Annotated in this window: 15 protein-coding genes; 12 read left to right on the forward strand and 3 right to left on the reverse strand. The window is 43.9% G+C overall.

What is annotated here, in order from left to right; all coding sequences use genetic code 11:
* Entirely contained in the window at nucleotides 1–507 is a 507-nt protein-coding gene (locus B649_RS03625; RefSeq protein WP_015653148.1) for a peptidylprolyl isomerase, read from the reverse strand.
* A gap of 105 nt (nucleotides 508–612) precedes the next feature.
* Here B649_RS03625 and B649_RS03630 point away from each other — a divergent pair, with 105 nt between their 5' ends.
* The 8 genes from B649_RS03630 to acs all read left to right on the forward strand — a co-directional run bounded on the left by B649_RS03630 (nucleotide 613) and on the right by acs (nucleotide 10,426).
* The gene (locus B649_RS03630) at nucleotides 613–1,821 is read left to right on the forward strand and encodes a HAMP domain-containing sensor histidine kinase (protein ID WP_015653149.1); all 1,209 of its coding nucleotides are present in this window, start codon (nucleotides 613–615) and stop codon (nucleotides 1,819–1,821) included.
* Nucleotides 1,802–2,464 carry a response regulator transcription factor gene (locus tag B649_RS03635; protein WP_015653150.1) on the forward strand — a complete coding sequence of 221 codons (663 nt, stop codon included), beginning with the start codon at nucleotides 1,802–1,804 and terminating at the stop codon, nucleotides 2,462–2,464. The genes B649_RS03630 and B649_RS03635 overlap by 20 nt, the downstream gene beginning before the upstream one ends.
* Nucleotides 2,465–2,601: 137 nt before the next feature.
* Nucleotides 2,602–3,939 (forward strand): OprD family outer membrane porin, encoded by a 1,338-nt coding sequence (locus tag B649_RS03640; RefSeq protein ID WP_015653151.1) that lies wholly within the window; start codon nucleotides 2,602–2,604, stop codon nucleotides 3,937–3,939.
* Nucleotides 3,940–3,951: 12 nt separating this feature from the next.
* Nucleotides 3,952–4,266 (forward strand): DUF485 domain-containing protein, encoded by a 315-nt coding sequence (locus tag B649_RS03645; protein ID WP_015653152.1) that lies wholly within the window; start codon nucleotides 3,952–3,954, stop codon nucleotides 4,264–4,266.
* A complete protein-coding gene (locus tag B649_RS03650) occupies nucleotides 4,266–5,927 on the forward strand; it encodes a cation acetate symporter (RefSeq protein WP_015653153.1) in 1,662 nt (553 codons plus the stop codon). Before B649_RS03645 ends, B649_RS03650 begins: the two co-directional genes overlap by 1 nt.
* Before the next feature lie 90 nt (nucleotides 5,928–6,017).
* A complete protein-coding gene (locus B649_RS03655; RefSeq protein ID WP_015653154.1) occupies nucleotides 6,018–7,841 on the forward strand; it encodes a putative nucleotidyltransferase substrate binding domain-containing protein in 1,824 nt (607 codons plus the stop codon).
* Nucleotides 7,841–8,455, forward strand: a complete 615-nt coding sequence (locus tag B649_RS03660; protein WP_015653155.1) for a 3'-5' exonuclease — start codon at nucleotides 7,841–7,843, stop codon at nucleotides 8,453–8,455. Before B649_RS03655 ends, B649_RS03660 begins: the two co-directional genes overlap by 1 nt.
* Nucleotides 8,456–8,467: 12 nt before the next feature.
* Entirely contained in the window at nucleotides 8,468–10,426 is a 1,959-nt protein-coding gene (acs, locus tag B649_RS03665; protein ID WP_015653156.1) for an acetate--CoA ligase, read from the forward strand.
* Nucleotides 10,427–10,621: 195 nt separating this feature from the next.
* Here acs and B649_RS03670 read toward each other — a convergent pair whose 3' ends face one another.
* Both B649_RS03670 and B649_RS03675 read right to left on the reverse strand, forming a co-directional pair.
* Complete coding sequence (locus B649_RS03670; protein ID WP_015653157.1) at nucleotides 10,622–12,304, reverse strand: ShlB/FhaC/HecB family hemolysin secretion/activation protein; 1,683 nt, start codon at nucleotides 12,302–12,304, stop codon at nucleotides 10,622–10,624.
* Nucleotides 12,304–16,464 carry a filamentous hemagglutinin N-terminal domain-containing protein gene (locus tag B649_RS03675; RefSeq protein WP_015653158.1) on the reverse strand — a complete coding sequence of 1,387 codons (4,161 nt, stop codon included), beginning with the start codon at nucleotides 16,462–16,464 and terminating at the stop codon, nucleotides 12,304–12,306. The genes B649_RS03670 and B649_RS03675 overlap by 1 nt, the downstream gene beginning before the upstream one ends.
* Nucleotides 16,465–16,676: 212 nt before the next feature.
* Between B649_RS03675 and B649_RS03680 the strand changes: the two genes are divergently transcribed.
* The 4 genes from B649_RS03680 (at nucleotide 16,677) to B649_RS03695 (ending at nucleotide 21,453) form a co-directional block, all read left to right on the forward strand.
* Nucleotides 16,677–18,758, forward strand: a complete 2,082-nt coding sequence (locus B649_RS03680) for a TonB-dependent receptor (protein WP_015653159.1) — start codon at nucleotides 16,677–16,679, stop codon at nucleotides 18,756–18,758.
* 186 nt (nucleotides 18,759–18,944) lie between these two features.
* Entirely contained in the window at nucleotides 18,945–19,397 is a 453-nt protein-coding gene (locus tag B649_RS03685; RefSeq protein WP_015653160.1) for a hypothetical protein, read from the forward strand.
* A gap of 59 nt (nucleotides 19,398–19,456) precedes the next feature.
* Nucleotides 19,457–20,773: a HAMP domain-containing sensor histidine kinase gene (locus tag B649_RS12080; protein ID WP_291750931.1), complete on the forward strand. Its 1,317-nt coding sequence runs from the start codon at nucleotides 19,457–19,459 to the stop codon at nucleotides 20,771–20,773.
* Complete coding sequence (locus B649_RS03695; protein WP_015653162.1) at nucleotides 20,770–21,453, forward strand: response regulator; 684 nt, start codon at nucleotides 20,770–20,772, stop codon at nucleotides 21,451–21,453. The genes B649_RS12080 and B649_RS03695 overlap by 4 nt, the downstream gene beginning before the upstream one ends.
* Nucleotides 21,454–21,536 lie beyond the last annotated feature (83 nt).

Below are 21,536 nucleotides of genomic sequence, written 5' to 3' on the forward strand. Positions count from 1 at the left end.
TTAGTCGCGTGCAGCCAAAATCTCGACTTTTTCGATGGTGTCGCGCATTTGGATGCTGTCAAGAACCGCCATAGATTCCGCATCATCACTTTCGATTCCGCCGAATACCGTGTGAACACCGTCAAGATGCGGAGTACTTACGAAACAGATGAAAAACTGGCTTCCTCCGGTGTTTGGTCCTGCGTGTGCCATAGAGAGAGAGCCTTTGATATGTTTGTGTTTATTCAGAGCCGTTTCACATGGGATTGCCCAACCCGGTCCGCCGGTCCCGGTGCCGTGAGGACATCCGCCTTGAGCCATGAAACCAGGGATTACACGGTGGAAGTTAAGACCGTTGTAGTAGCCGTCGTTTACGAGTGCCGCGAAGTTAGCAACCGTGTTGGGGGTTTCATCGTTGTAGAGTTTGATCCACATAACCCCTTTTGCGGTGGTCATTTTCGCCCATTGGTAAGATGCGAGCTCCTCAGCGGTAGCATTGTAATTCTTAAGTTCTTTACGTCCGAACATTTTATGTGATCCTTGGAGGAATTTTTTGAAATTATAGTAGAACAATCTTAACTATCAAAAGGGAATGGGTTATAATGGTCGAAATTAATTTGGTGATGGTGAACTGTGGAATCTTGGTTACAGCGCTGGTTGAACAATATTTCTTTACGCGATCTTAACTTCTATACTATTGTATTTATCCTCTTTTTTACCGTTATTTTTTCCTCTTTGCTGATTTATGATGAATATCGTCAATTTGCGATGGCTGCGGGTGACACACTTGTAGGGATACATGGTGATCCTCATGCCCTTAAAGGGCGGTTGATTAAAATCATTGTTGAAATTGCGACACTGGCATTGATTTTGTTCGGTTTTATTATCGGTATTTCGAAGATCGTAAACAGTATGATTGCTCGGGATATGGAACGGTTTTTGAATTTTTTTGAGTCAGCCCGTGAGAAAACAGAGCTGATTGAACACGATGAACTCTATTTTTCTGAATTCAAACGGATGGCAGGATTTGCGAATGAGATGGCAATGACATTGCAAGAACAAAAAGATTCCTTGCAACAGTTGAATGCCGGATTGGAAGAGAGAGTTAAGTTTAAAACACAGGCATTACAGCAAAAAAATGATGCACTTGAAGAAGAACAAAAGTTTTCTCAGGGGCTTCTTGATTCTCACAAGCAATTTATCCGTTATGCTATCCACGAAACGCATACACCCTTATCGGTTATTATGGCAAATATCGAGCTGTTTTCGATGAATGAAGGGCGTAATCGTTATCTCGCCAAAATCGAAGCGGCGGTCAAAAATATTTTTAGTATTTACGATGATTTAAGTTATCTGGTCAAAAAAGATCAGATCGAATATCCCAAAAAAGCGATTGATTTGGGAGAATATGTCAAAAAACGTCTGGAGTTTTTCGATGAGGTTGCCCATTTCTCAAACCTTACGTTTAATTATCATGAGCCGGAGTTTCAATCATGGATACAATTTAATGAGACCAAACTTCAACGGGTGATCGATAATAACCTGACCAATGCGATTAAATACACCAAAAACGGGGAGGAGATTCGGGTCGGAGTAGGGTGTGATACCCAAGAATGCCGTTTTTGGGTTGAGAGCAAATCGGCTAAAATTCAAGATGTAGACAAAATATTTGAGGCATACTATCGGGAACGGAAAAAAACCGATGGATTTGGATTGGGGCTTAGTTTAGTCAAATCCATTTGCGATGAAGACGGGGTTGAGATTAAAATTTCTTCAGACAGCAAATTGACCCGCTTCGAATATTCTTTTAAAAAGGGCGTCATTGAAAATTCTCCTTCTTGAAGACGAGCAGATGCTCAGTGAAGCGATTAATGAATACCTGCTCTCTTCGGGCCACCGGGTCACTTCATTTTATGATGGGAGTGATGCTCTTGAAGCACTTAAAAAAGAGACGTTCGATTTGTTGATACTCGATATTAATGTTCCGGGGATCGATGGGCTTGATCTTCTTGAACAGCTTCATACACTTAAAATACGTCCTCCCGCTATCTATATCAGTGCTTTGGTTGATATCGAGGGAATTAGTCGAGCGTATGATTTAGGGTGTTATGATTATCTGAAAAAACCGTTTCATCTTAAAGAACTCTCGCTGCGTATTGATAAAGTGATGCAAAGTTGTACGATTCCTCAAAATCATTTGCGTCTTTCAAAGAGTTACGCGTACGATGCTTCAACCGCTACATTGATGTGTGATAACGTAACACACCCCCTCACTAAACGGCAGCTCCAGATGATCGATCTTTTAGCGCGTAATCGCGGGCGTGTGGTCGATTTTGATCAGTTTCGCAACTACGTATGGGACGAAGAGTACGTGGATAATGCAACAATACGTGCTGAAGTGAGTCGTCTTAAAAAGTCTTTGAAGGAAGATTTCATCCAAAATATCCGCGCGTTAGGTTATATGATCGATATTCCTAAAAGTTAATAAAGTTACTTTTTTACACATTACTCTTTCCCTCTTCTCCATTTCTAACAATAAATTTTTCTAATTTAACGATTGCTACGTTAATGCTACGCTTTGTTTTCATAATGGCAGTGTAAAAAACTTATCAAGGAGTGAGAATGAGACATACAGTACGTCTTTCGCTTTTAGCCTCAGTAATGGTTCTGAGTGCTTCAGCCGCCGATGATTTAGCAGGAATGTTTAAAGAGGGGAAAGCCAGTGGGCAAGTCCGTGCTTTTTACATTGACCGTTCTATCGATTATAGCGGTGCTACCGCAGATTATTCTCGCGATGCAGCCGCTATTGGTGGTAAACTCGGATATGAAACAGGAAGTCTATCCGGTTTTAGCATGGGAGCGATGTTCTATACGACCAATAAACTTGACAGTAAAAGTGATGTGGCGAAAGAAAATGATGCTACCTTGGTTGACAGCACAACAAGCAACGGGTATTCAACGCTTGGTCAGGCTTATTTGCAGTATAAAATCGGCAATACTGCGATCAAATTCGGTCGCCAAGAACTCAATACTCCACTCGCAGGTGGTGATGATGCACGTATGTTGCCAAATACATTCGAAGCTTTAGTCCTCAGTAATAGCGATGTTAAAGATTTGACATTGATCGGTGCACACGTAACAAAGATTAATTATGGCACCTTTGCCAATGCGTATTCAGGTGGAGAGTTAGCGTTGACATCAGGGTATGGCTTGATCGGAACAGCTACTTCAGGAACTTACCGCAGCGGGCATTTCTTGGAGATGGGAGTTGCAGCATTAGGTGAAGGAACAGACACCAATGGAGTAACTGCGGTAGCCGCTATCTACAAAGGGCTTCCGAATACGACATTACAATTATGGGATTATTATGCGCATGATATTCTCAATGCACTTTATGCTCAAGCGGATGTAACATGGGGATGCCCTTTGAATTCTGATATCAAGATGACCGGTTCTGCACAATTGATCCAAGAAAGTGATGTTGGTGATAATTTGGCGGGAGAAGTTGATAGCTTGTATTGGGGTGTTCAGCTTGCCGCTAAATACGGTAATGTTAATGCGGCAGTAGCGTATTCACAAAACGATGAAAGTGATACAGCTACCATCAAAGGTGGAACTATCACTCCATGGGGCGGTATGCCGGCATTTACGCAAGGTATGGTTACACGTCATCAGTTTATGAGTGGAACGGATGCTTGGAAAGTTAGTGGCGGTTATAACTTTAAAGATATGGGTGCTAACGTTACTGCAAGCGCATATTACGCTAGTTTTGATGTTGGTAGTAAAGGTGGATATACTACAGGTAAAACAACAGAACCGGGATTTGATATTATTTGGAATCCGGAAGCGGTAAAAAATCTTCAACTTCGTTTACGCGGGAATTTCCCGGATAAGTTCAAAAATGCGGCTGAAGACACAAGTTGGGATGAATACCGCGTTATCGCAAACTATAACTTTTAAAGGAGGTTTATTATGAAACAAGAGATGGTTGATCGTATTAAAAACGATCCCGATTTTTTACAGCTCACCCGTGTGCGCAGCAAGTTTGCTTGGACACTGACGATCGTTATGTTGGTGATCTATTTCGGATTCGTATTGGTGATTGCATTTGATCCGTCAATTTTGGGGACTCCGCTATCGGAAGGCTCGGTTACAACCGTTGGAATCCCGGTGGGTGTCGCTGTTATCATCAGCGCATTTATCCTTACAGGTATTTATGTTCGACGTGCAAATACTGAGTTTGATGAACTCACTGCAAGAATCAAAGCTAAAGCAAAGGGAGAGTGATGAAAGCGTTATTATTAGCTCTTTTCTCGGTTGCTGCATTTGCCGGTGAGGCACTCAGCGGCGCGGTAGAAAAACAACCGTTAAACATGTCAGCGATTATCATGTTCTTGATTTTCGTAGGGGCAACTTTGGGGATCACCTATTGGGCGGCAAAACGTACCAAAACGGCAAAAGATTTCTATACTGCCGGCGGAGGGATCACAGGATTCCAAAACGGTATGGCGATTGCCGGGGATTATATGTCAGCGGCATCATTTTTGGGGATTTCAGCCCTCGTTTACGCGAAAGGGTATGATGGACTCATCTACTCAATCGGATTCTTGGTCGGTTGGCCGATTATCTTGTTTATGGTGGCTGAACAGCTCCGTAACCTCGGTAAATATACGTTTGCAGACGTTGCATCGTACCGTTTACGTCAAACGCCTATCCGTACATTGGCGGCATTTGGTTCAATCTTGACGGTTGTATTGTATTTGATCGCTCAAATGGTAGGGGCTGGAAAATTGATCCAACTTCTTTTCGGTTTGGACTATGAGATCGCGGTTATCCTCGTCGGTGTATTGATGATCCTCTACGTAACGTTCGGTGGGATGTTGGCAACAACTTGGGTTCAAATCATCAAAGCGTTCTTGCTCCTCTCTGGTGCGACATTTATGGCGATTGCGGTTATGGCTCACTATGACTTTAACTTCGAAACTTTGTTTGCGACTGCGGTACAAATGAAAGAAACGAATGCAATTATGGCTCCGGGCGGATTGGTATCGGATCCGATTTCAGCTATTTCACTCGGTGTAGCGTTGATGTTCGGTACTGCGGGTCTTCCGCATATCCTTATGCGCTTTTTCACCGTTAGCGATGCAAAAGAAGCACGCAAATCGGTTTTCTATGCGACAGGTTTCATCGGGTATTTCTATATCTTGACGTTTATCATCGGTTTCGGTGCGATCGTTATGGTATTCCAAAACCCGCAATATCTTGACCTTGCGAAACAAGCAGTTGACGGCGGTTCTCCGATCCTTGGCGGCGATAACATGGCGGCAATTCACCTTTCCCATGCAGTTGGTGGTGACTTCTTCCTCGGATTTATCTCTGCGGTAGCGTTTGCAACAATCCTTGCGGTTGTTTCAGGGCTTACATTGGCGGGTGCATCAGCGATTTCACATGACTTGTATGCGAGTGTTATCCGTAAAGGTAAAGCAGATGGAATGATGGAGATGAAAGTTTCTAAAATCTCTACCGTTATTTTGGGTATCGTAGCAATCTATCTCGGTATTGCATTCGAAGATCAAAATATTGCGTTCATGGTTGGATTGGCGTTCGCTATTGCAGCATCCGCTAACTTCCCTATTTTGTTCCTCTCTATGTATTGGTCAAAACTCACCACTCGCGGTGCATTGCTCGGTGGATCATTAGGTTTATTGACAGCGGCAGTTCTTGTGGTACTTGGGCCAACCGTCTGGGTGGACGTATTGAAAAATGCGGAAGCGATTTTCCCTTACAAATATCCGGCTCTTTTCTCTGTGAGTGCAGCGTTTATCGGAATTTGGTTCTTCTCGATCACCGATTCTAGTGAAAACTCAGAAAAAGAGAAAGAAGCGTACGAAGCACAATATATCCGAAGTCAAACGGGTATCGGTGCAGAAGGTGCTGTAGAGCATTAACGAATTCGTCATCCTGAACTTGATTCAGGATCTAATTTATTAGAGTGCGGACTCGATCCGCAATGACGGGAAAATATTATAGGAGCACACTTGAGTCTTTTTGATCAAAAAGCACTTTTGATGTCGATCCATCCTTTCGACCTGCTGGGCGAGAGGATGATTGAGCAGCTGATGACCCAGATGGATATAGCCTACTATCCCAAGGAAACGGTACTGATCGCTCCGAGGGTGAGGGCGGAATCCCTGTATATCATTATCAAAGGTATTGTCAACGAAACCATCGAGGGTGAACTCCAAAACGTGTATGGGGAGCGCGACAGCTTTGACGCCAACTCCCTCATATACGGAAATACCCAAAGCACCTTCAGTGTCGCCGAAGATCTCATCTGTTATGAACTCCCTAAAGAATCATTCCTCAATCTCCTCCAAGACGTCGAACCGTTTCAAAACTACTTCATGCAAGATTTCATTACCAAACACCAAAACCTAAAAGAGCGTCAGCATCAAAATGAGTTAACACCGTTTATGGTTTCCCGTGTTGATGAAATCTATCTTCATACTCCGTGTTTCGTTGATGCAGAGACTTCGATCCGCGAAGCATTGCAAAAAATGGCGGATCAGAATGGGCAGGTGATTTTGGTTCGTGATGGGGGGAGAGTCGGAATCGTTACCGACACTAATTTACGAGAAAAAGTACTTTTAGCGGATAAAAGCAGTCGTGATCCGATCGGCGAGATCGCGACGTTCGGTTTGATTAGTATCGAGCGGAGCGATTTTCTCTTTAATGCATTACTTCTTTTTACCAAACACGGAGTTAAACGGCTGGTTGTTGTTGAAAATGAGGAAATTGTCGGAATATTAGAGCAGCTAGATTTGCTCAGCCATTTTGCCAACCACACCCATCTCATTGCTGCGTCGATTGATCGTGCGGTGAGTATCGATGAGCTCCAAAATGCACAGCGTTCATTGACCCATCTTGTCCGTTCCCTAACGACCAAAGGGGTGCGGGTTCGGTATGTTTCCAAACTCGTGAGCGAACTAAACGCTAAAGTGTATCGCAAAGTTTTCGAGATGGTCGTTCCCTCAGAACTCCAAGATAAATGCGCTTTGATCGTAATGGGGAGCGAAGGACGCGGAGAGCAGATATTGCGAACCGATCAGGATAATGCTTTGATTATTCGCGATGGTGAAGATGAAGCGGTATTTGAGCCGTATATGATGCAGTTAAACGGCTACCTTTTGCAATTGGGATTCCCAAAATGCAGCGGTAATGTGATGGTTTCCAATCCGTACTGGCGACGCAGTGTCGGTGGATATAAAAATCTCATAAGCGACTGGGTCGATACATTGAGCGAAGAGGCATTGATGGGGCTGTCGATTTTTCTCGATGCTCACTGCGTTGCGGGGGATGAAACACTCTTGGGTGAGTGTCAAAATTACCTGAATGAGCATTTTGAGGGTCGAAGCGACGTAATGGCCCATTTGGCCAAAGCTGCTTTGGCTTTTGAAACTCCTTTGAGTCTATTCTCAGGGTTTGTTTTGGGACGTGCCGAGCATGGAAGTGAATTTGATATTAAAAAAGGGGGGATTTTTGCGATCGTTCACGGAATCCGCATCCTCTCTTTGGAGCATAAAATCACTCAAACCAATACTACCGAGCGGATCAAAGAACTCAATAATCTAGGATTATTCGACAAAGCGTACGCGAGCGAGTTGATCGAAGCGTATGACACGTTGCTCAGCATCCGTTTACGATTTATTCTCGGACAAAAGCAGGGGAGCGAAGAGCAAAATTATGTAAACCCGAAATTGCTGAGTAAGGCAGAGAGGGATTTGTTGAAAGACGCATTTAAAATCGTGAATACCTTTAAAAAGTTTCTCACCTACCATTTTCATTTGGGTATGGTGGTCTGATGTTCGAGCGACTCATACGTGCATGGAACGCCCGAGGATTGAAGGACGAAAACTATGCGTGGATGTTTGAGCCTTACTACGGTGATGAAGTAGTCGTTTTCGATACCGAAACGACGGGACTCAATACCAAAAAAGATGCGGTACTCAGCATCGGTGCGGTAAAGGTAAAAGGGGATCGTATTTTGACCTCCGAGAGTTTTGAAATATTCTTGAAACCTGACAAAGAAATCAGTGTTGAAAGCATCAAAATCCACCACATTCGTCCCTGTGATTTGGAACACGCACATGAACCCTTGGAAGGGGCAAAAAAGTTTCTCGATTTTATCGGAAATCGCCCTTTGGTTGGGTATTATTTAGAGTTTGATATGGCGATGATGAATCGTCTGATTAAGCCGTGGTTGGGGTGTGAACTTCCCCATAAACAGATCGAGGTTTCCGGACTTTATTTTGATAAAAAAATTGCCCTGATCCCTCAAGGAAATATTGATTTGCGCTTTGATACAATCCTCCGTGATTTGAAAATCCCGAGGATGGGACAGCATAACGCATTGAATGACGCGATAATGACCGCAATGGTCTACATTAAATTAAAAAATACACTTAAACTACACTAAGGAGCCTTAACTATGAGTGATATCGTAAAACCAACTTTTCAGCCGAACCGCGAGTTCGCTAAAAATGCCCGAATTAAAAATATGTGTGAATACCATGATTTGCAAACATGGGCACAAGAGGATTATGAGGGGTTCTGGGGACATTTTGCGTCTGAGAAAATCGATTGGTTTTCACCGTATACCCAAGTTCTCGATGAGAGCAATGCACCGTTTTACCAATGGTTCGTGAACGGAAAACTTAATGTTGCTCACCAATGTATCGACCGTCATCTCAGCTCACGCAAAAATAAAGCGGCGATCATTTTCGAAGGTGACCGTGGTGACAAACAAATTATTACCTATCTTGAGCTTTATTACAACGTCAATAAATTTGCAAACCTTCTTAAAAATGAGTTTCATGTCAAAAAAGGTGACCGTGTTGTTATCTATATGCCGATGATCCCTGAAGCGGCGTATGCGATGCTCGCGTGTGCCCGTATCGGTGCGATTCATTCGATCGTATTTGGCGGATTCTCGTCTGAAGCGTTAAAAGACCGTATCGAAGATGCCGAGGCAAAAGTGGTTATCACCGCCGATGGAGCATTCCGTAAAGACAAACCGTACATGCTCAAACCGGTTGTGGATCAAGCAATCGATGAAAAATCTCCGGTACAAAAAGTACTCGTTGTTGAGAGAAATAATGAAGATATTACGTGGGTAGCAGGACGCGATTACTCGTACAACGAACTCATCAAAAATCAATCAAGCATCTGTGAAGCGGAAATGATGGATGCCGAAGATCCGTTGTTCCTCCTCTACACCTCAGGCTCTACCGGAAAACCAAAAGGGGTTCAACACAACAGTGCGGGATATATCCTTTGGGCGCAAATGACGATGGAATGGGTATTCGATGTCAAAGAGAACGATACCTACTGGTGTACGGCAGATGTCGGCTGGATTACTGGACACACCTACATCGTGTACGGACCATTGGCGATGGGTGCGACAACGGTGATGTTCGAGGGTGTACCGACCTATCCGGATGCGGGACGTCCGTGGAAAATGGTCGAAGAGTATAAAATCAACCAATTCTACACCGCTCCGACCGCAATCCGCGTGTTGCACAAAATGGGTGAAGATGAGCCGGCAAAATACGATCTCAGCTCTCTTAAAGTCCTCGGAACCGTCGGTGAGCCGATCGATCCTCCGGCATGGAAATGGTACTATGAGGCAGTAGGAGGCGGCAAATGTGCGATCGTTGATACCTACTGGCAAACGGAAACAGGGGGACATATCGTCTCTCCATTGCCGGGTGCGACTCCGATCAAACCTGCATGTGCAACGTTCCCGCTTCCGGGTATTATCGCTGAGATCCTTGATCCTCAAACGGGTATCAAAGTCGCAGCGGGCGAGCCGGGGTATATGTGTGTAACCCGTCCTTGGCCGTCAATGATTCGCGGCATCTGGGGTGATCCTGAGCGTTTCGTGAAATCGTATTTCGGGGATGTTAAAAAAGAGGGACAACCGGTATACTTCACGGGTGACGGTGCAATCTATGACGAAGACGGATACATCACCATCACAGGACGTACGGACGATGTTATCAACGTTTCCGGTCACCGTATGGGAACCGCTGAAGTAGAAGCGGCATGTAAAAAACATCCGAACGTCGCGGAAGTCGCCGTTGTCGGTAAACCGCACGATATCAAAGGTGAGGGTATCTTTGCCTACATCGTCCTCAAAAGTGATGACACCGTCGGTGAAGAGATGGAGATGGTCAAAGAGATCAACAAAGTGATCATGAAAGAGATCGGTAACATTGCAATTTGTGATGATATCGTTTTCGTACCGGGCTTGCCGAAAACACGTTCGGGTAAAATTATGCGCCGCATCCTTCGCTCTATCGCGAAAGGCGAAGCAATCACGCAAGATATCTCAACGCTTGAAGATCCAAGTATTGTTGCGACGATCGAAGCGAAAGTTAAAGGGTAAGTTTTACCCGTTCTTTTTTTCCCTTCTCGCTTCGGCGGGAAAAGTACTGCTATTTCGCTCTTTATTTTTTACTTTCTTCTACAATCATCTAGTACTAGACTTTTTGTTTTACTTTTAGAAATATTCAGTTGTGCGGATACAAATTTTTGAAATGCATTAAAGGATTAAGGATAGATTGAGAAGGGGGACTGGAGCCTAAAAGCTCCAGCCTAGCTGAACGAGAAGTTTATTAGTGTAGCTAGGTTCACTGGTGACCGTTCCGCCGCCGATGATGTGGGCAAGCTCTACTTTAGCAAAAAACCCTTCATACGAGGCATAATAGCCTATACCGATATCTTGAAGGGTATGGCTTTGAAACGTAGTATCTTTACTACTATCACTCATCGATGCTTTTCCAATATCGTAGAAGAGCCCCGCTTTATGAGTGACGTTGTTAAAAGCGGGGAGCATTTTAAAGAGTTCCATATTGACCATAATTCCATTTTCAGCATTGAGTTCGGAAGTAGGATAACTTTTGATCCCGCTTGTTCCCCCGAGACTAAAATCTTCGCTTCCATCGAGATTTTTATTTCCTAGCGCTTTTTGGAATTTTAGGGTTGAATCGAGTGACAATTCTTGATCGAATGCCAACGTATTTCCTACATAGCCTTCAATCTTGGTATATCGACCCTGTGTGTTTGCTCCTGCAGCGTCTGTGGCTTTTGACGTTTCGTCCATAAATTTCAAATTACCCGATGTCAGCGTTGCCCCTGTACTGGTTTGCGTGCTCATCCCCAAAAGAGTTTGTTTTTTCGTATGCGCCAGTCCGATTGTAAAAACGGTAATGTCTTTATCGTTGACAAGGCTTCCGCTTTGATAGTCGCTCAGATCTTTTTGTGCAATATTGCTAGTGAGTTTCAGTGTTTCGGCACGTGTTCGGATGATCGGATAAGAAAGTGAGGCTTCCATAATCCGTGCTTTACCCTCAGCATCCAGATAGGTATACTCTTCTTTGAGGTTATAGTCGGTTGCAGAATAGCTGAGCTCTCCGCGAAGACCGTTTGGCATTAGAGGCGCACTGTAGGCAAGTTTACCGTATTTTAAGTCTGAACCGTTACTGACTAATCCACTCATACTGAGCCGATCTCCGATGTTGGCGAGAGAGTTTAGGTTAAGCCCTGCCATCAGGCGGTTATAGTCGGTATAGCGGCTTCCATAATTATCTCCGAGGATATATCCGTCATAGCGAGCAGTTGGTTCAGTTTTTATGACGAAATCACTGGTCCCGACTTTTGAACCGGGCATGACATTCGCTTGGGTTACTTTGACACCCGGAGTCTCGTTGATGATGAGCAACGCACGCTCTACTGTGTCAGTGTTGACGATTTTATCATCTTTAACATTATCGAGCATTTCTTGAACAACTGAATCTTTGACGAGAGAGGTGTTGTCGAGTTTAACCTCACCGTAGTTTCCCTCAATAATTGCGATTTCGATCATCCCTTCTTGCATATTTTGGACCGGGATATAGGCTCTGGCGACAAAATATCCTTCATCACGGTATGCTTTAGTAATAATCGATGCTACTTCTTGAAGCTGTACGAAAGTAAGTTCTTTTCCTGTATAGGAGGCAATCAGTGATTGGAGTTTATTCACATCCATATGGACAGCACCGGTAATTTTAAAAGCTTTTACCCGTACGGTTTTACCGCTTTTGTCATCTTTCATGGCCGGAGTATATTTCTCGGTTCCTCCGATTTCGATGAGCGGTTCGCTTTTGGGTTCAATCCCTTTTGGCAGAGTTGTTTCGCGTACTACGTCGCTGATATTCGGAACAATAGGCGCTGCTGCAAGTAATATAGAAGTAGTTGCCAGTGATAGAGTGATCAGTTTATGCATTATTTAGCCCCTTTTTTTGACTTTTTGTTGAATACCGTATCGGTATGCATATCATTGTTTTGCCCATTAGATTCATTCATTGCAAAATACTCCTGCGCAATACCTTCAGGGAGATTGACTCCTCCCTCAGTCAGTTGAATAAGAGAATCTCTCCCCTCAAATGTTTCGGTGATCGGGGTCCCCATTGCTATAATTGTTTTTGGAGATTCAGTGTTAATTTCATTTTCATTGATGATTGACGTAATCACGCTTTCGAGATCTTGATTTGTCGTTTCTGTCGCAGGAGACTGCCATTGAAGATAAGGATATCCGTTGTTTTTGGCTCCGTCCAGTCCCCAGACCGTATTTAAATCCCAATTGCTAAATGTACTTTGCGTTTGCAGTTCAGCTGTAGTTTTACCGACATTCATTGCGTCTTCTATTAATGTTGGATTGAGGGTTTTATCATAGAAACTGTCGGTAATCGTAGAATTGTCTATCGTTCCGATCACTCCGCCGACATTCGTCGCATCGGTTGCCGTGATCGTCCCCGCTGCGTAAGTATTGGTGATTATGGCACCGTCTATCGCACCGACAATTCCCCCGATCGCATCGCCGGATACTCCGTTAACGGGCCCGGTCGCATACGAATCGGAGAGACTCCCCACGAGAGTATGCTGAGTTACGTACGCCTGATACCATGATCCTCCGTTATAAGTATAGAGGGTATACCCCTGAGCGAGGAAATCCTGAACATCGCTGCGTGCTTGATACGCCGCAACTGCGTCTGTAGCCTGCTGTGACGTCAAACCACCATTATAGACATACAACGTATTAGTATTATCGCTATAACCACTCATCGTTCCGACTAATCCGCCGACATTATTGGTACCGGTGACGGCTCCGCTGGCATAGTTGCCGCTGATGTCTGAGCCATAACTATATCCGACCAATCCGCCGACATCGCTTGATCCATTAACAGCATCTGTCTCGTAGGAGTTGGAGACAGTCCCTACCTGAGTATTTTTGTACACATTGGCGCTATAGTAGGTATTACCCTCTTGCGTGTAGAGTGAATACCCCTGAGAGAGGAGGGCTTGGACATCGCTTCGCGCTTGATACGCCATAAGGCCCTCCGCAATCTGCTGCGGTGTCAAACCATCCACAGTAACTTCCAAGGCTGAAAGTTGATCACTATAGCCGTACGCTTCTCCGATTAATCCGCCGACATAGCTATCACCGCTTACCGCTCCGGTAGCGTAGCTGCCGCTGATGGTGGCGCCATCGCTGTATCCGACCAAACCGCCGATATCATAACGGGTGCCGGTGACGTCTCCGGTCGCATAGGAGTTGGAGATTTCCCCAAACTTAACATTTTTGTACACATAGGCCTCATAGTATGATCCGTTACTGTACGTATGGAGTGAATACCCCTGAGCGAGGAGGGCTTGGACATCGCTTCGCGCTTGATACGCCGCAAGAGCATCCGTAACCTGCTGCGGTGTCAAACCATCCACACTGACTTCCAAGGCATAGTTTTGATCGATATAGCCGTACGCGTATCCGACCAATCCGCCGAGATAACGTTCACCGTTTACCGCTCCGGTAGCGTAGCTGTCGCTGATGGTGGTGCCATCGCTGTATCCGATCAATCCGCCAACTTCGCCAACTCCGGTGACCGTTCCGCTAGCGTGGCTTCCGGTTATCGTGTTATTATAGCTGTACCCGATCAATCCGCCGACATCCCAGTCGGTGCCGGTTACGGTAGCGCTCGCGCTGCTGTTGCTGATAACGCTCCCCTCATCGCTGTATCCGACCAATCCGCCGACACTGCCCATACCGCTGACGGTTCCGCTGACGCTACTCCCTTTGATGGTACCGCCGATGCTGTATCCGACCAATCCGCCGACATTGTAATTCCCTGAGACTGCCGCGTCGGCAATCGTAAGATTGTCGATTTCGCCGTTTACAAGGCTGCCGACAAAACCGACATTATCACTAGAGAGCTGGAGATTAAGCCCCGAAATCGTCTTGCCGTTACCGTCGAATATCCCGTGCAGTTCAGGGAGATACCACCCTGCGGCAAGGGTGAGATTGTTCATGAGTTTGAATTTCAGCCCAGCAGTATAGGCAAATGCCAGCATGTTGTTCAGATCGCTCAATGAGTCGATCGAATAGTAGCCGTTGGCATCCGCCGCACCCAGATAGGTCGCTGCCGAAAGAGAGAGTCGTGAGCCTGCCATCCAGTCATTAAACTGAGCGTCGTAAATACCGTAAGCACCCAGAGTATGGACACCGTTGACGGTTGTTCCGTCGATATTGTAAAAACTGTTGGTGACCGTATTGTTATAGCCATTTCCGATTAACGCACCGACATTATTGCTCCCGATAATCACACTCTCTTTGATAAAGCTGTCGGAGATCGTGCTATTATCACTATTCCCAACCAATCCGCCGACAGTGTTGGTACCGGTTACTGTTCCGGCGGTATAGCTGTTGGTGATGGTGTTAGAGTTGCCGTATCCGACCAGTCCGCCAACGACGCCTGCTCCGTTTATCGCTCCGGTGACATAGCTGTTGGTGAGGGTGTTAGAGTTGCCGTATCCGACCAGTCCCCCGACCGCATAATAACCCGTAACGCTTTCATCGATCATTCCGATATTGCGGATATCGGCGCTATAGGTAGTTCCGAACAGACCGACATAATAACCGCCGCCATTATTGATCGTCAAGCCGGTGATCGTGTGCCCGAGACCGTCAAACTTGCCGTTGAATTGGTAGAGCGATTGAAAACCGGCACCGCCGTTCCACGTGCTTGTTGCGGAGGCATCGATATTGCTCCCCAATACATACTTTCCACTGTTATAGTTCCCGATCCCCTGAAGGTCTGCAAGGGTATTGATAATGGTGTATTCGTTAGCGTTGATACTCAATGACGTGCCGGTTGCCATATCCACTTTTCCGGTGAATCCGGTGTCGCTCAAGCCCACTTTCACATTTCCACTCATCGCAAGTCTCGCCGTTCCGGTGGCACTCATAGCGGCGTTGACATTGATATCATGATCCGCAATGAGGTTTAGGGTATTTGCATTCCAGCTGATCGCCGAATTAACATTGATATCACCTGCATCTGTTCCGGTAACGCTGGTGGTGACGGTGGCATCGCCGGAGGCCAATTGCCCTTCCAGTGTCGCTGCCATTGCGGCGTCGATCGTGACGTTCAGCGGATCGATTAGCCATTCTCCGGCGTGGATCGTTGTCCCCTCGGCTACGCTCAACACATCAGCTGATGTCTCTACGAAACCGCCCCCCGCTTTGATCTCTCCGCCGATATTCGCCGTTCCGCCGTGGGCATACACTTCGATATGTCCGGTCACGTCATCGAGGGTTTGCGCCTGAAGGAGTCCGGTGTTGTTGACCACACCGTTGATCAGCTCATTGGCCGCTTTGGTGGTGAGGAAGATACTACCGCCATCGGCGATGATCGCCCCTTTATTTTCCACAAGGGCATTGAGTGTCCCTTGATCGATCGCGATACCTACCAGTGAATCGCCGTTGAAGTTGAGGCTGATTTTATCTCCCGCTGTAAGGGCTACTGTCCCCATAGTCGCTTGAATAAGTCCTTGATTGACTACCTCTTTACCGAGCAAAGCGACATAGGCACCATCGGTAACATGGATGGTTCCCATGTTGATAACGCTTGCGGTACTTCCGGTAGATTCAAAAGTGAAATTGCCGTTCATGAAATTTTGATCGCTCATGTTCATCGTGCTGGCAACAAGGCCAGCTGTGTTGATCGAAGCACCGTTACCGAAGAGGATACCATTGGAGTTTAGAATCCATACTTGCCCGTTTGCATTCAATGCACCGTTAATTACCGAGTTTTCATTTCCGACAACACGGTTGAGGGTAATGGCTGAGCTGTTGGGTTGATTGAAATTGACCGTTTCGCTAGAACTGATACTGAAGCTTTGCCAGTTGATGGACGCCCGCTGGGTGCTTTGGTCGATGTTGGTTATCGAACCGCTTTGGCTGATGGTTGCCGTACCTGTCTGCACTACTCCGCCGCTGGGTGAAGCGAACGTCATGGTGCTTCCGGCTACCAGTGCAGAAACAACGAGGGAAATTTTCCCCCCTTTTAGAATGCGAAATGCATTGCGATAGTTATTGGATGGTCTCATTGTACTCTCCGGTGTAAATTTCGGGATGAATCATACAGGCCAAGTATCATCGGAGTATCATCAAATAAAAAGAATTTTTTATTTATTTATAATAAATGCTTATTTTAAGTAAATATTAACTATTATTCCTGCATTAAATGAACTGTTATTTTTTATTATAAAACGAGTCTGTTCTGACTTAAGTGTGTTTGAAATAACCAGAAAGAGAAAAAATGATGTATAAAAAAATTGTTTGCTGTTTATTAACATCGGTTTCTCTTTTTGCGCAAGAAAAAAGTGATTTTGAGTCACTTTTTAAAGAAGTGAGCAATTTCACGACTCAGACCAACATCAACATCGATCATCAACCCTCTGTTCTCACAGTGCTTTACAGTGATGACTTGCAAGCAATGGGCGTTAGAACCCTCAATGAAGCTTTTGAGTTTGTCCCCGGAATCGAAACGTCGATGTCATCCTCCGGAAATAATAAAGTAATCACGAGAGGGGCGAGTGAGCCCAATAATTTTGTCTCCATCAAAATGAAATATTTTATTGACGGTGTAGACCTCAGTTATAACTACTATGGAGATTTTCCTATTGAACTCATTGATCGAATAGAAGTCTTGCGTGGTGGAGCATCTGCCATCTACGGACAAGGTGCCTTTCTAGGCGCGGTTAATGTCATCACGAAATCGGCTATCAAAAGTGCCAATAACAGCGTTAATGTGGAATCCGGAAGTTTTAATTATCGTAAAGGATCAGCTCTCTTACATACGCAAGTCGGCGGTTGGGACATAGGCTTTGATACCTATTATAAAAAGCATGAGCGGACGGTAGATGCTCCTAATGCACCGGTGGCACTATTATCCGCTCCATTGCCTGCGATGTATGGGGTTAACGGTACTTTTAGCGGTGAAAAAATATCACGCGAGGGGTTAAAAGAGGGCGGCTTCGGGCTTATTGCCCATAATGATGAGTGGACATTTACCTCTCGTTATTTTCAAAAACACTCTCAAAATTACTACGGTTTTTTTGGTGTGTTGGATTTTGATGATAATGGGTACACACAATACCGCACGGCAACCGCACAGCTCACCTACGAGTCTAAGCTCTCCGATGATTTTGCCCTTAAAGCGGATGTTGGAGTTTTGCAGGATCACTATGAGGTAAATACCTACTATTATCAGATCGAGCCCAATATGGTCGGTTTGACGAATCCTCATTTTAATATGCAGCATACGATGCAAACGACCTATTCGGAGGTTGCCCTTGAAAATGAGCAGTTTGACAATCACAAGTTTAAAATCGGTGTTTATGCCGGATATGTAGACTTGAGTAAAAATCACTATGCGACCAATGTTGATGTTATTAGCCAAATCGGTGTTCCCGATCCGTTTTTTCCTGGAGTGTATTGGGCTAATCAAACACAGCTTACGACACTCAGCGGTGATAGAAGCTTTTATACGCTACCCAGCGAGAAGCAAAGATTGCTCTCGTATTATTTTCAAGAGCTGTATCATGCCAGTGATGTACTAGATATTTCACTCAATGTTCGGCTTGATGATTATGAGCATTTTAACTCCATGCTCAGTTGGCGCGGGGCATTGGTCTATTCAGAAGATGATGTAAACATCTATAAGCTTATAGCTTCCAGAGCGTATCGTGCACCATCGTACACGGAGGCGTATTTGACCAATCATTTGGGAATCTATGTCGGAAACCCTGCACTTAAACCTGAAAGTGTCGATACTTACGAGGCGGCGTATGTATACACCAAGCCCAATCAGACACTGAGAGCCAACATATACTATTCCATTTATAAAAATGCGATTGATGCCACTTTTGATAATCAGTTTATTTATCACAACAACGCACAACATCGTTATAGCCATGGCCTTGAATTGGAATATACCCAAGAGTTTGAAAATCGCTCGAAACTTATGCTCAATGGTAGTTATACGCAATATAAATATACAAATGTCAATCTCGGAACAAATATTGAAATCGACAACCCGAATATTTCACAAGTTATGGCTCATGCGGCCTATATTTATCCGGTAATGTCCTCTCTGAACTGGAGTAATGTTGCACGATACTACGGTAAAAAAGAGTTGGCTAAATACAACGGAGAGATCGATGATATTTTACTTGTGGACTCAACACTGCAGTATCGGTTTTCAAAAGATTTAACCGCAGCGTTTATCGTTAAAAATGTATTCGATACGACCTATTATTATCCCTCTTCCGGGATAAATGTCTCACCGATGCAGCGAGAAGGAAGAGTTGTCTATGCCAATTTACAATATGATTTTTAAAATTTTATAGTTGTAGTTGCTCTTCATCTCTAAATTAGGTTACAATTTTGTTGCAATGAAATCAATTAAAAACCTAAATTCTCTTTCAAATCTCCCCAAATGCATTTGTGCATGAGACTTATAATACTGTTCCTATCTCTGTTTTTAGGCGCTTTTGCTGAGCCATATAATAGCAGTAGGATCGATATGCATGCTAAAATTTTTCCTAAAATACTCCTCAGTGATACCAAAATCGAAAATAAATTAGTCAACGGGAGTGTCAAGATAATCGTTCTTTACTCTGATGAAGATATCAATGTTGCCAACAAACTTAAGACGCAGATGATTCGCTTTTATCCTTTTCTAAAAGAGCACCCTCTTCAGGTTGTACTAAAAGAGTACAGAGATTTTGATCCCTCAGAAGATACTACTGCCTACTATGAACTTTACGGAGATAAAAAAAATATTATCAACGTCAATAAAACGGCACAAAAAAACTCCCGTATCACCTTTGCGTATGAGAGTAACTATCTCGATTACGGAACGTTGATGAGCTTGTATGTAAGTGATAAAGTCTCCCTCTACATAAGTATGGAAGCCCTGAAACAAAGCGATATAGTCTTAGATAATATAATCTACAAGATAGCGAAAATAAAATGAAAAATATGTCGCTTTTTTTCAAAATAATTTTTAGCATCAGTTTAGTCATGATGATATTTATGGCTGTTTTTAGCTATCAAAATTATCAGACCGTCCATAGACAACTCACTCTATTGGAAGATGAAAAGTTTGCTTCGATTGCGAAAACTGTTGAGCCTGCTATCAGTATCAACTATGCTTTAGGACTCGAAAGCGGCTATAAAAATGCCATCAAACAGCTTTTTGATACCAATTCTGAAATCATTAAGGTAACATTGAGCGATACAGCAATGAAACCGTTTTATGAAGCGTCGCAACAGAGACATATCGATACTGATGAGTCATCAAGAGAGTTGAAGATCGAAATGCATGACAGTTTATTAGGGACGTCTTCAGGTTTTATCACCATTCATTACACCCATTCCAAATTTTTGTACACGACGATTGATGCGTATAACTCATTTTTGATCCATATGTTATATTTGTTTATCGGACTGATGATTATTTTGATGTTACTGATCCATTTTTCAATCAAGCCGCTAAAAAATCTTACGAAAACGCTGAGTTCTTATATGCCTGGGGTAAAAATGGAGATCGCCCCTATGGAGGGGAAAAATGAAGTTGCAGTCATCAATAATGCAACCATCGAAATGCTCAAAAAAGTGGAAGAAGAGCTAAAAAAACGGATGCAATCCGAAAAAGAGCTTTCCCATAAAAGTCGCCTCGAATCGATGGGGGAGATGATCGATAATATCGCCCATCAGTGGCGTCAACCCCTTATGAACATTAATGCGATTTTACTGACTATCGACCGAGCTTATGAACTGGGGAAACTGGATGAAAAGTATCTGGAAAAGACGATTAAAGAGGCGACCGATCTAACGGGTCATATGTCTCAAACCATCGAAGACTTTAGAAGTTTCTTTCGCAAAGACAACGAAACGGAAACGGTAAATATCAACGATATTCTCACCTATTCATTGAACCTTCTCAGTAGTGTTACTAAGAATATAATCGTCTGTTTTGAGAAAGCCGATGAGATCACCCTGTCTCTCTATAAAAATGAACTAATTCAAGTTATTATCAGCATACTGACCAATGCCGTAGATATTTTAGAACAGCGTAATATCCCAAATAAAAAGATTTTTCTCTCCGTAGCGGAGTATCCTGAGGAGATTACTATCATCATTGAAGATAACGGCGGAGGGATCGCCGATGAGCATATCCACCGTATTTTTGAACCCTATTACTCTACGAAACATCACTGCGGCGGCAGTGGACTGGGACTTTATATCTGCAAAATGATTATCGAAGAACATATGGATGGTTTGATAGCCGTTCAAAATACGCACAGCGGTGCACAATTTACTATTACGTTAAAAAAGGGGATATTGTGAGAGAAAATTTGAGTGAATATACTCTTCTCTATGCGGAAGACGAGAACAACGTGCAAGCAAAAATGAATGAGTATTTTGAATCCTACTTTAAAGCCGTTTACTCTGCATCCGATGGTCAAGAGGCGCTGGAATTATATAACCGCTATATGCCTGATGTGGTCATACTTGACATCAATATGCCAAAAATAAATGGCTTGGAAGTAGCGCGAAGAATTCGAAAAGAGGATGCAGGAACACGGATCATTATGTTAACGGCTCACTCCGAAAAAGAGTTGTTATTGCAAGCGACTGAGATTGATATGAGCAAATATCTCATCAAGCCGATATCTCCGATTGATCTTAAACAAGCTCTTGATAAAGTGGCTACGGAGTTGATATCTACCCCTAATAAATCGGCTAAAAATAGGCTTGAATATACCATTGATAAAGAAGGGCTGATTCTTAAGAATAAAACTCTTCTGGAACTTTCAAAAAACGAGCGGAGGGTTTTAGGTCTTCTTATTAAAAACATTGGATACTCCGTGGGATATGAGACTTTTTTTTACGATGAAGAGGGTAATACCGAAACGAATAATGAAGCATCCCTACGTAATATAATGGTCAAACTTCGTAAAAAATGCCCCGATCTTAATATCAAAAACATCAAAGATGTAGGATACATCGCTTATTGTCAAGAGTAGCATTTTACGAATCACGCTTAAGCAATTTGTGAGATATCCTCTATTTTCTCTCTTCGGCGGCTATTATCCCTTAAAAAAATCAA

This window comes from Candidatus Sulfuricurvum sp. RIFRC-1, assembly GCF_000310245.1.
GTDB lineage: Bacteria > Campylobacterota > Campylobacteria > Campylobacterales > Sulfurimonadaceae > Sulfuricurvum.

Excerpts from the sequence above, each read along its gene's own strand:
- B649_RS03640 (WP_015653151.1), top strand. The coding sequence starts at position 2,602 with ATGAGACATACAGTACGTCTTTCGCTTTTAGCCTCAGTAATGGTTCTG.
- B649_RS03645 (WP_015653152.1), top strand. The coding sequence starts at position 3,952 with ATGAAACAAGAGATGGTTGATCGTATTAAAAACGATCCCGATTTTTTA.
- B649_RS03680 (WP_015653159.1), top strand. The coding sequence starts at position 16,677 with ATGATGTATAAAAAAATTGTTTGCTGTTTATTAACATCGGTTTCTCTT.
- B649_RS03685 (WP_015653160.1), top strand. The coding sequence starts at position 18,945 with ATGCATGCTAAAATTTTTCCTAAAATACTCCTCAGTGATACCAAAATC.
- B649_RS03650 (WP_015653153.1), top strand. The coding sequence starts at position 4,266 with ATGAAAGCGTTATTATTAGCTCTTTTCTCGGTTGCTGCATTTGCCGGT.
- acs (WP_015653156.1), top strand. The coding sequence starts at position 8,468 with ATGAGTGATATCGTAAAACCAACTTTTCAGCCGAACCGCGAGTTCGCT.
- B649_RS03675 (WP_015653158.1), bottom strand. The coding sequence starts at position 16,464 with ATGAGACCATCCAATAACTATCGCAATGCATTTCGCATTCTAAAAGGG.
- B649_RS03625 (WP_015653148.1), bottom strand. The coding sequence starts at position 507 with ATGTTCGGACGTAAAGAACTTAAGAATTACAATGCTACCGCTGAGGAG.
- B649_RS03660 (WP_015653155.1), top strand. The coding sequence starts at position 7,841 with ATGTTCGAGCGACTCATACGTGCATGGAACGCCCGAGGATTGAAGGAC.
- B649_RS03670 (WP_015653157.1), bottom strand. The coding sequence starts at position 12,304 with ATGCATAAACTGATCACTCTATCACTGGCAACTACTTCTATATTACTT.
- B649_RS12080 (WP_291750931.1), top strand. The coding sequence starts at position 19,457 with ATGGCTGTTTTTAGCTATCAAAATTATCAGACCGTCCATAGACAACTC.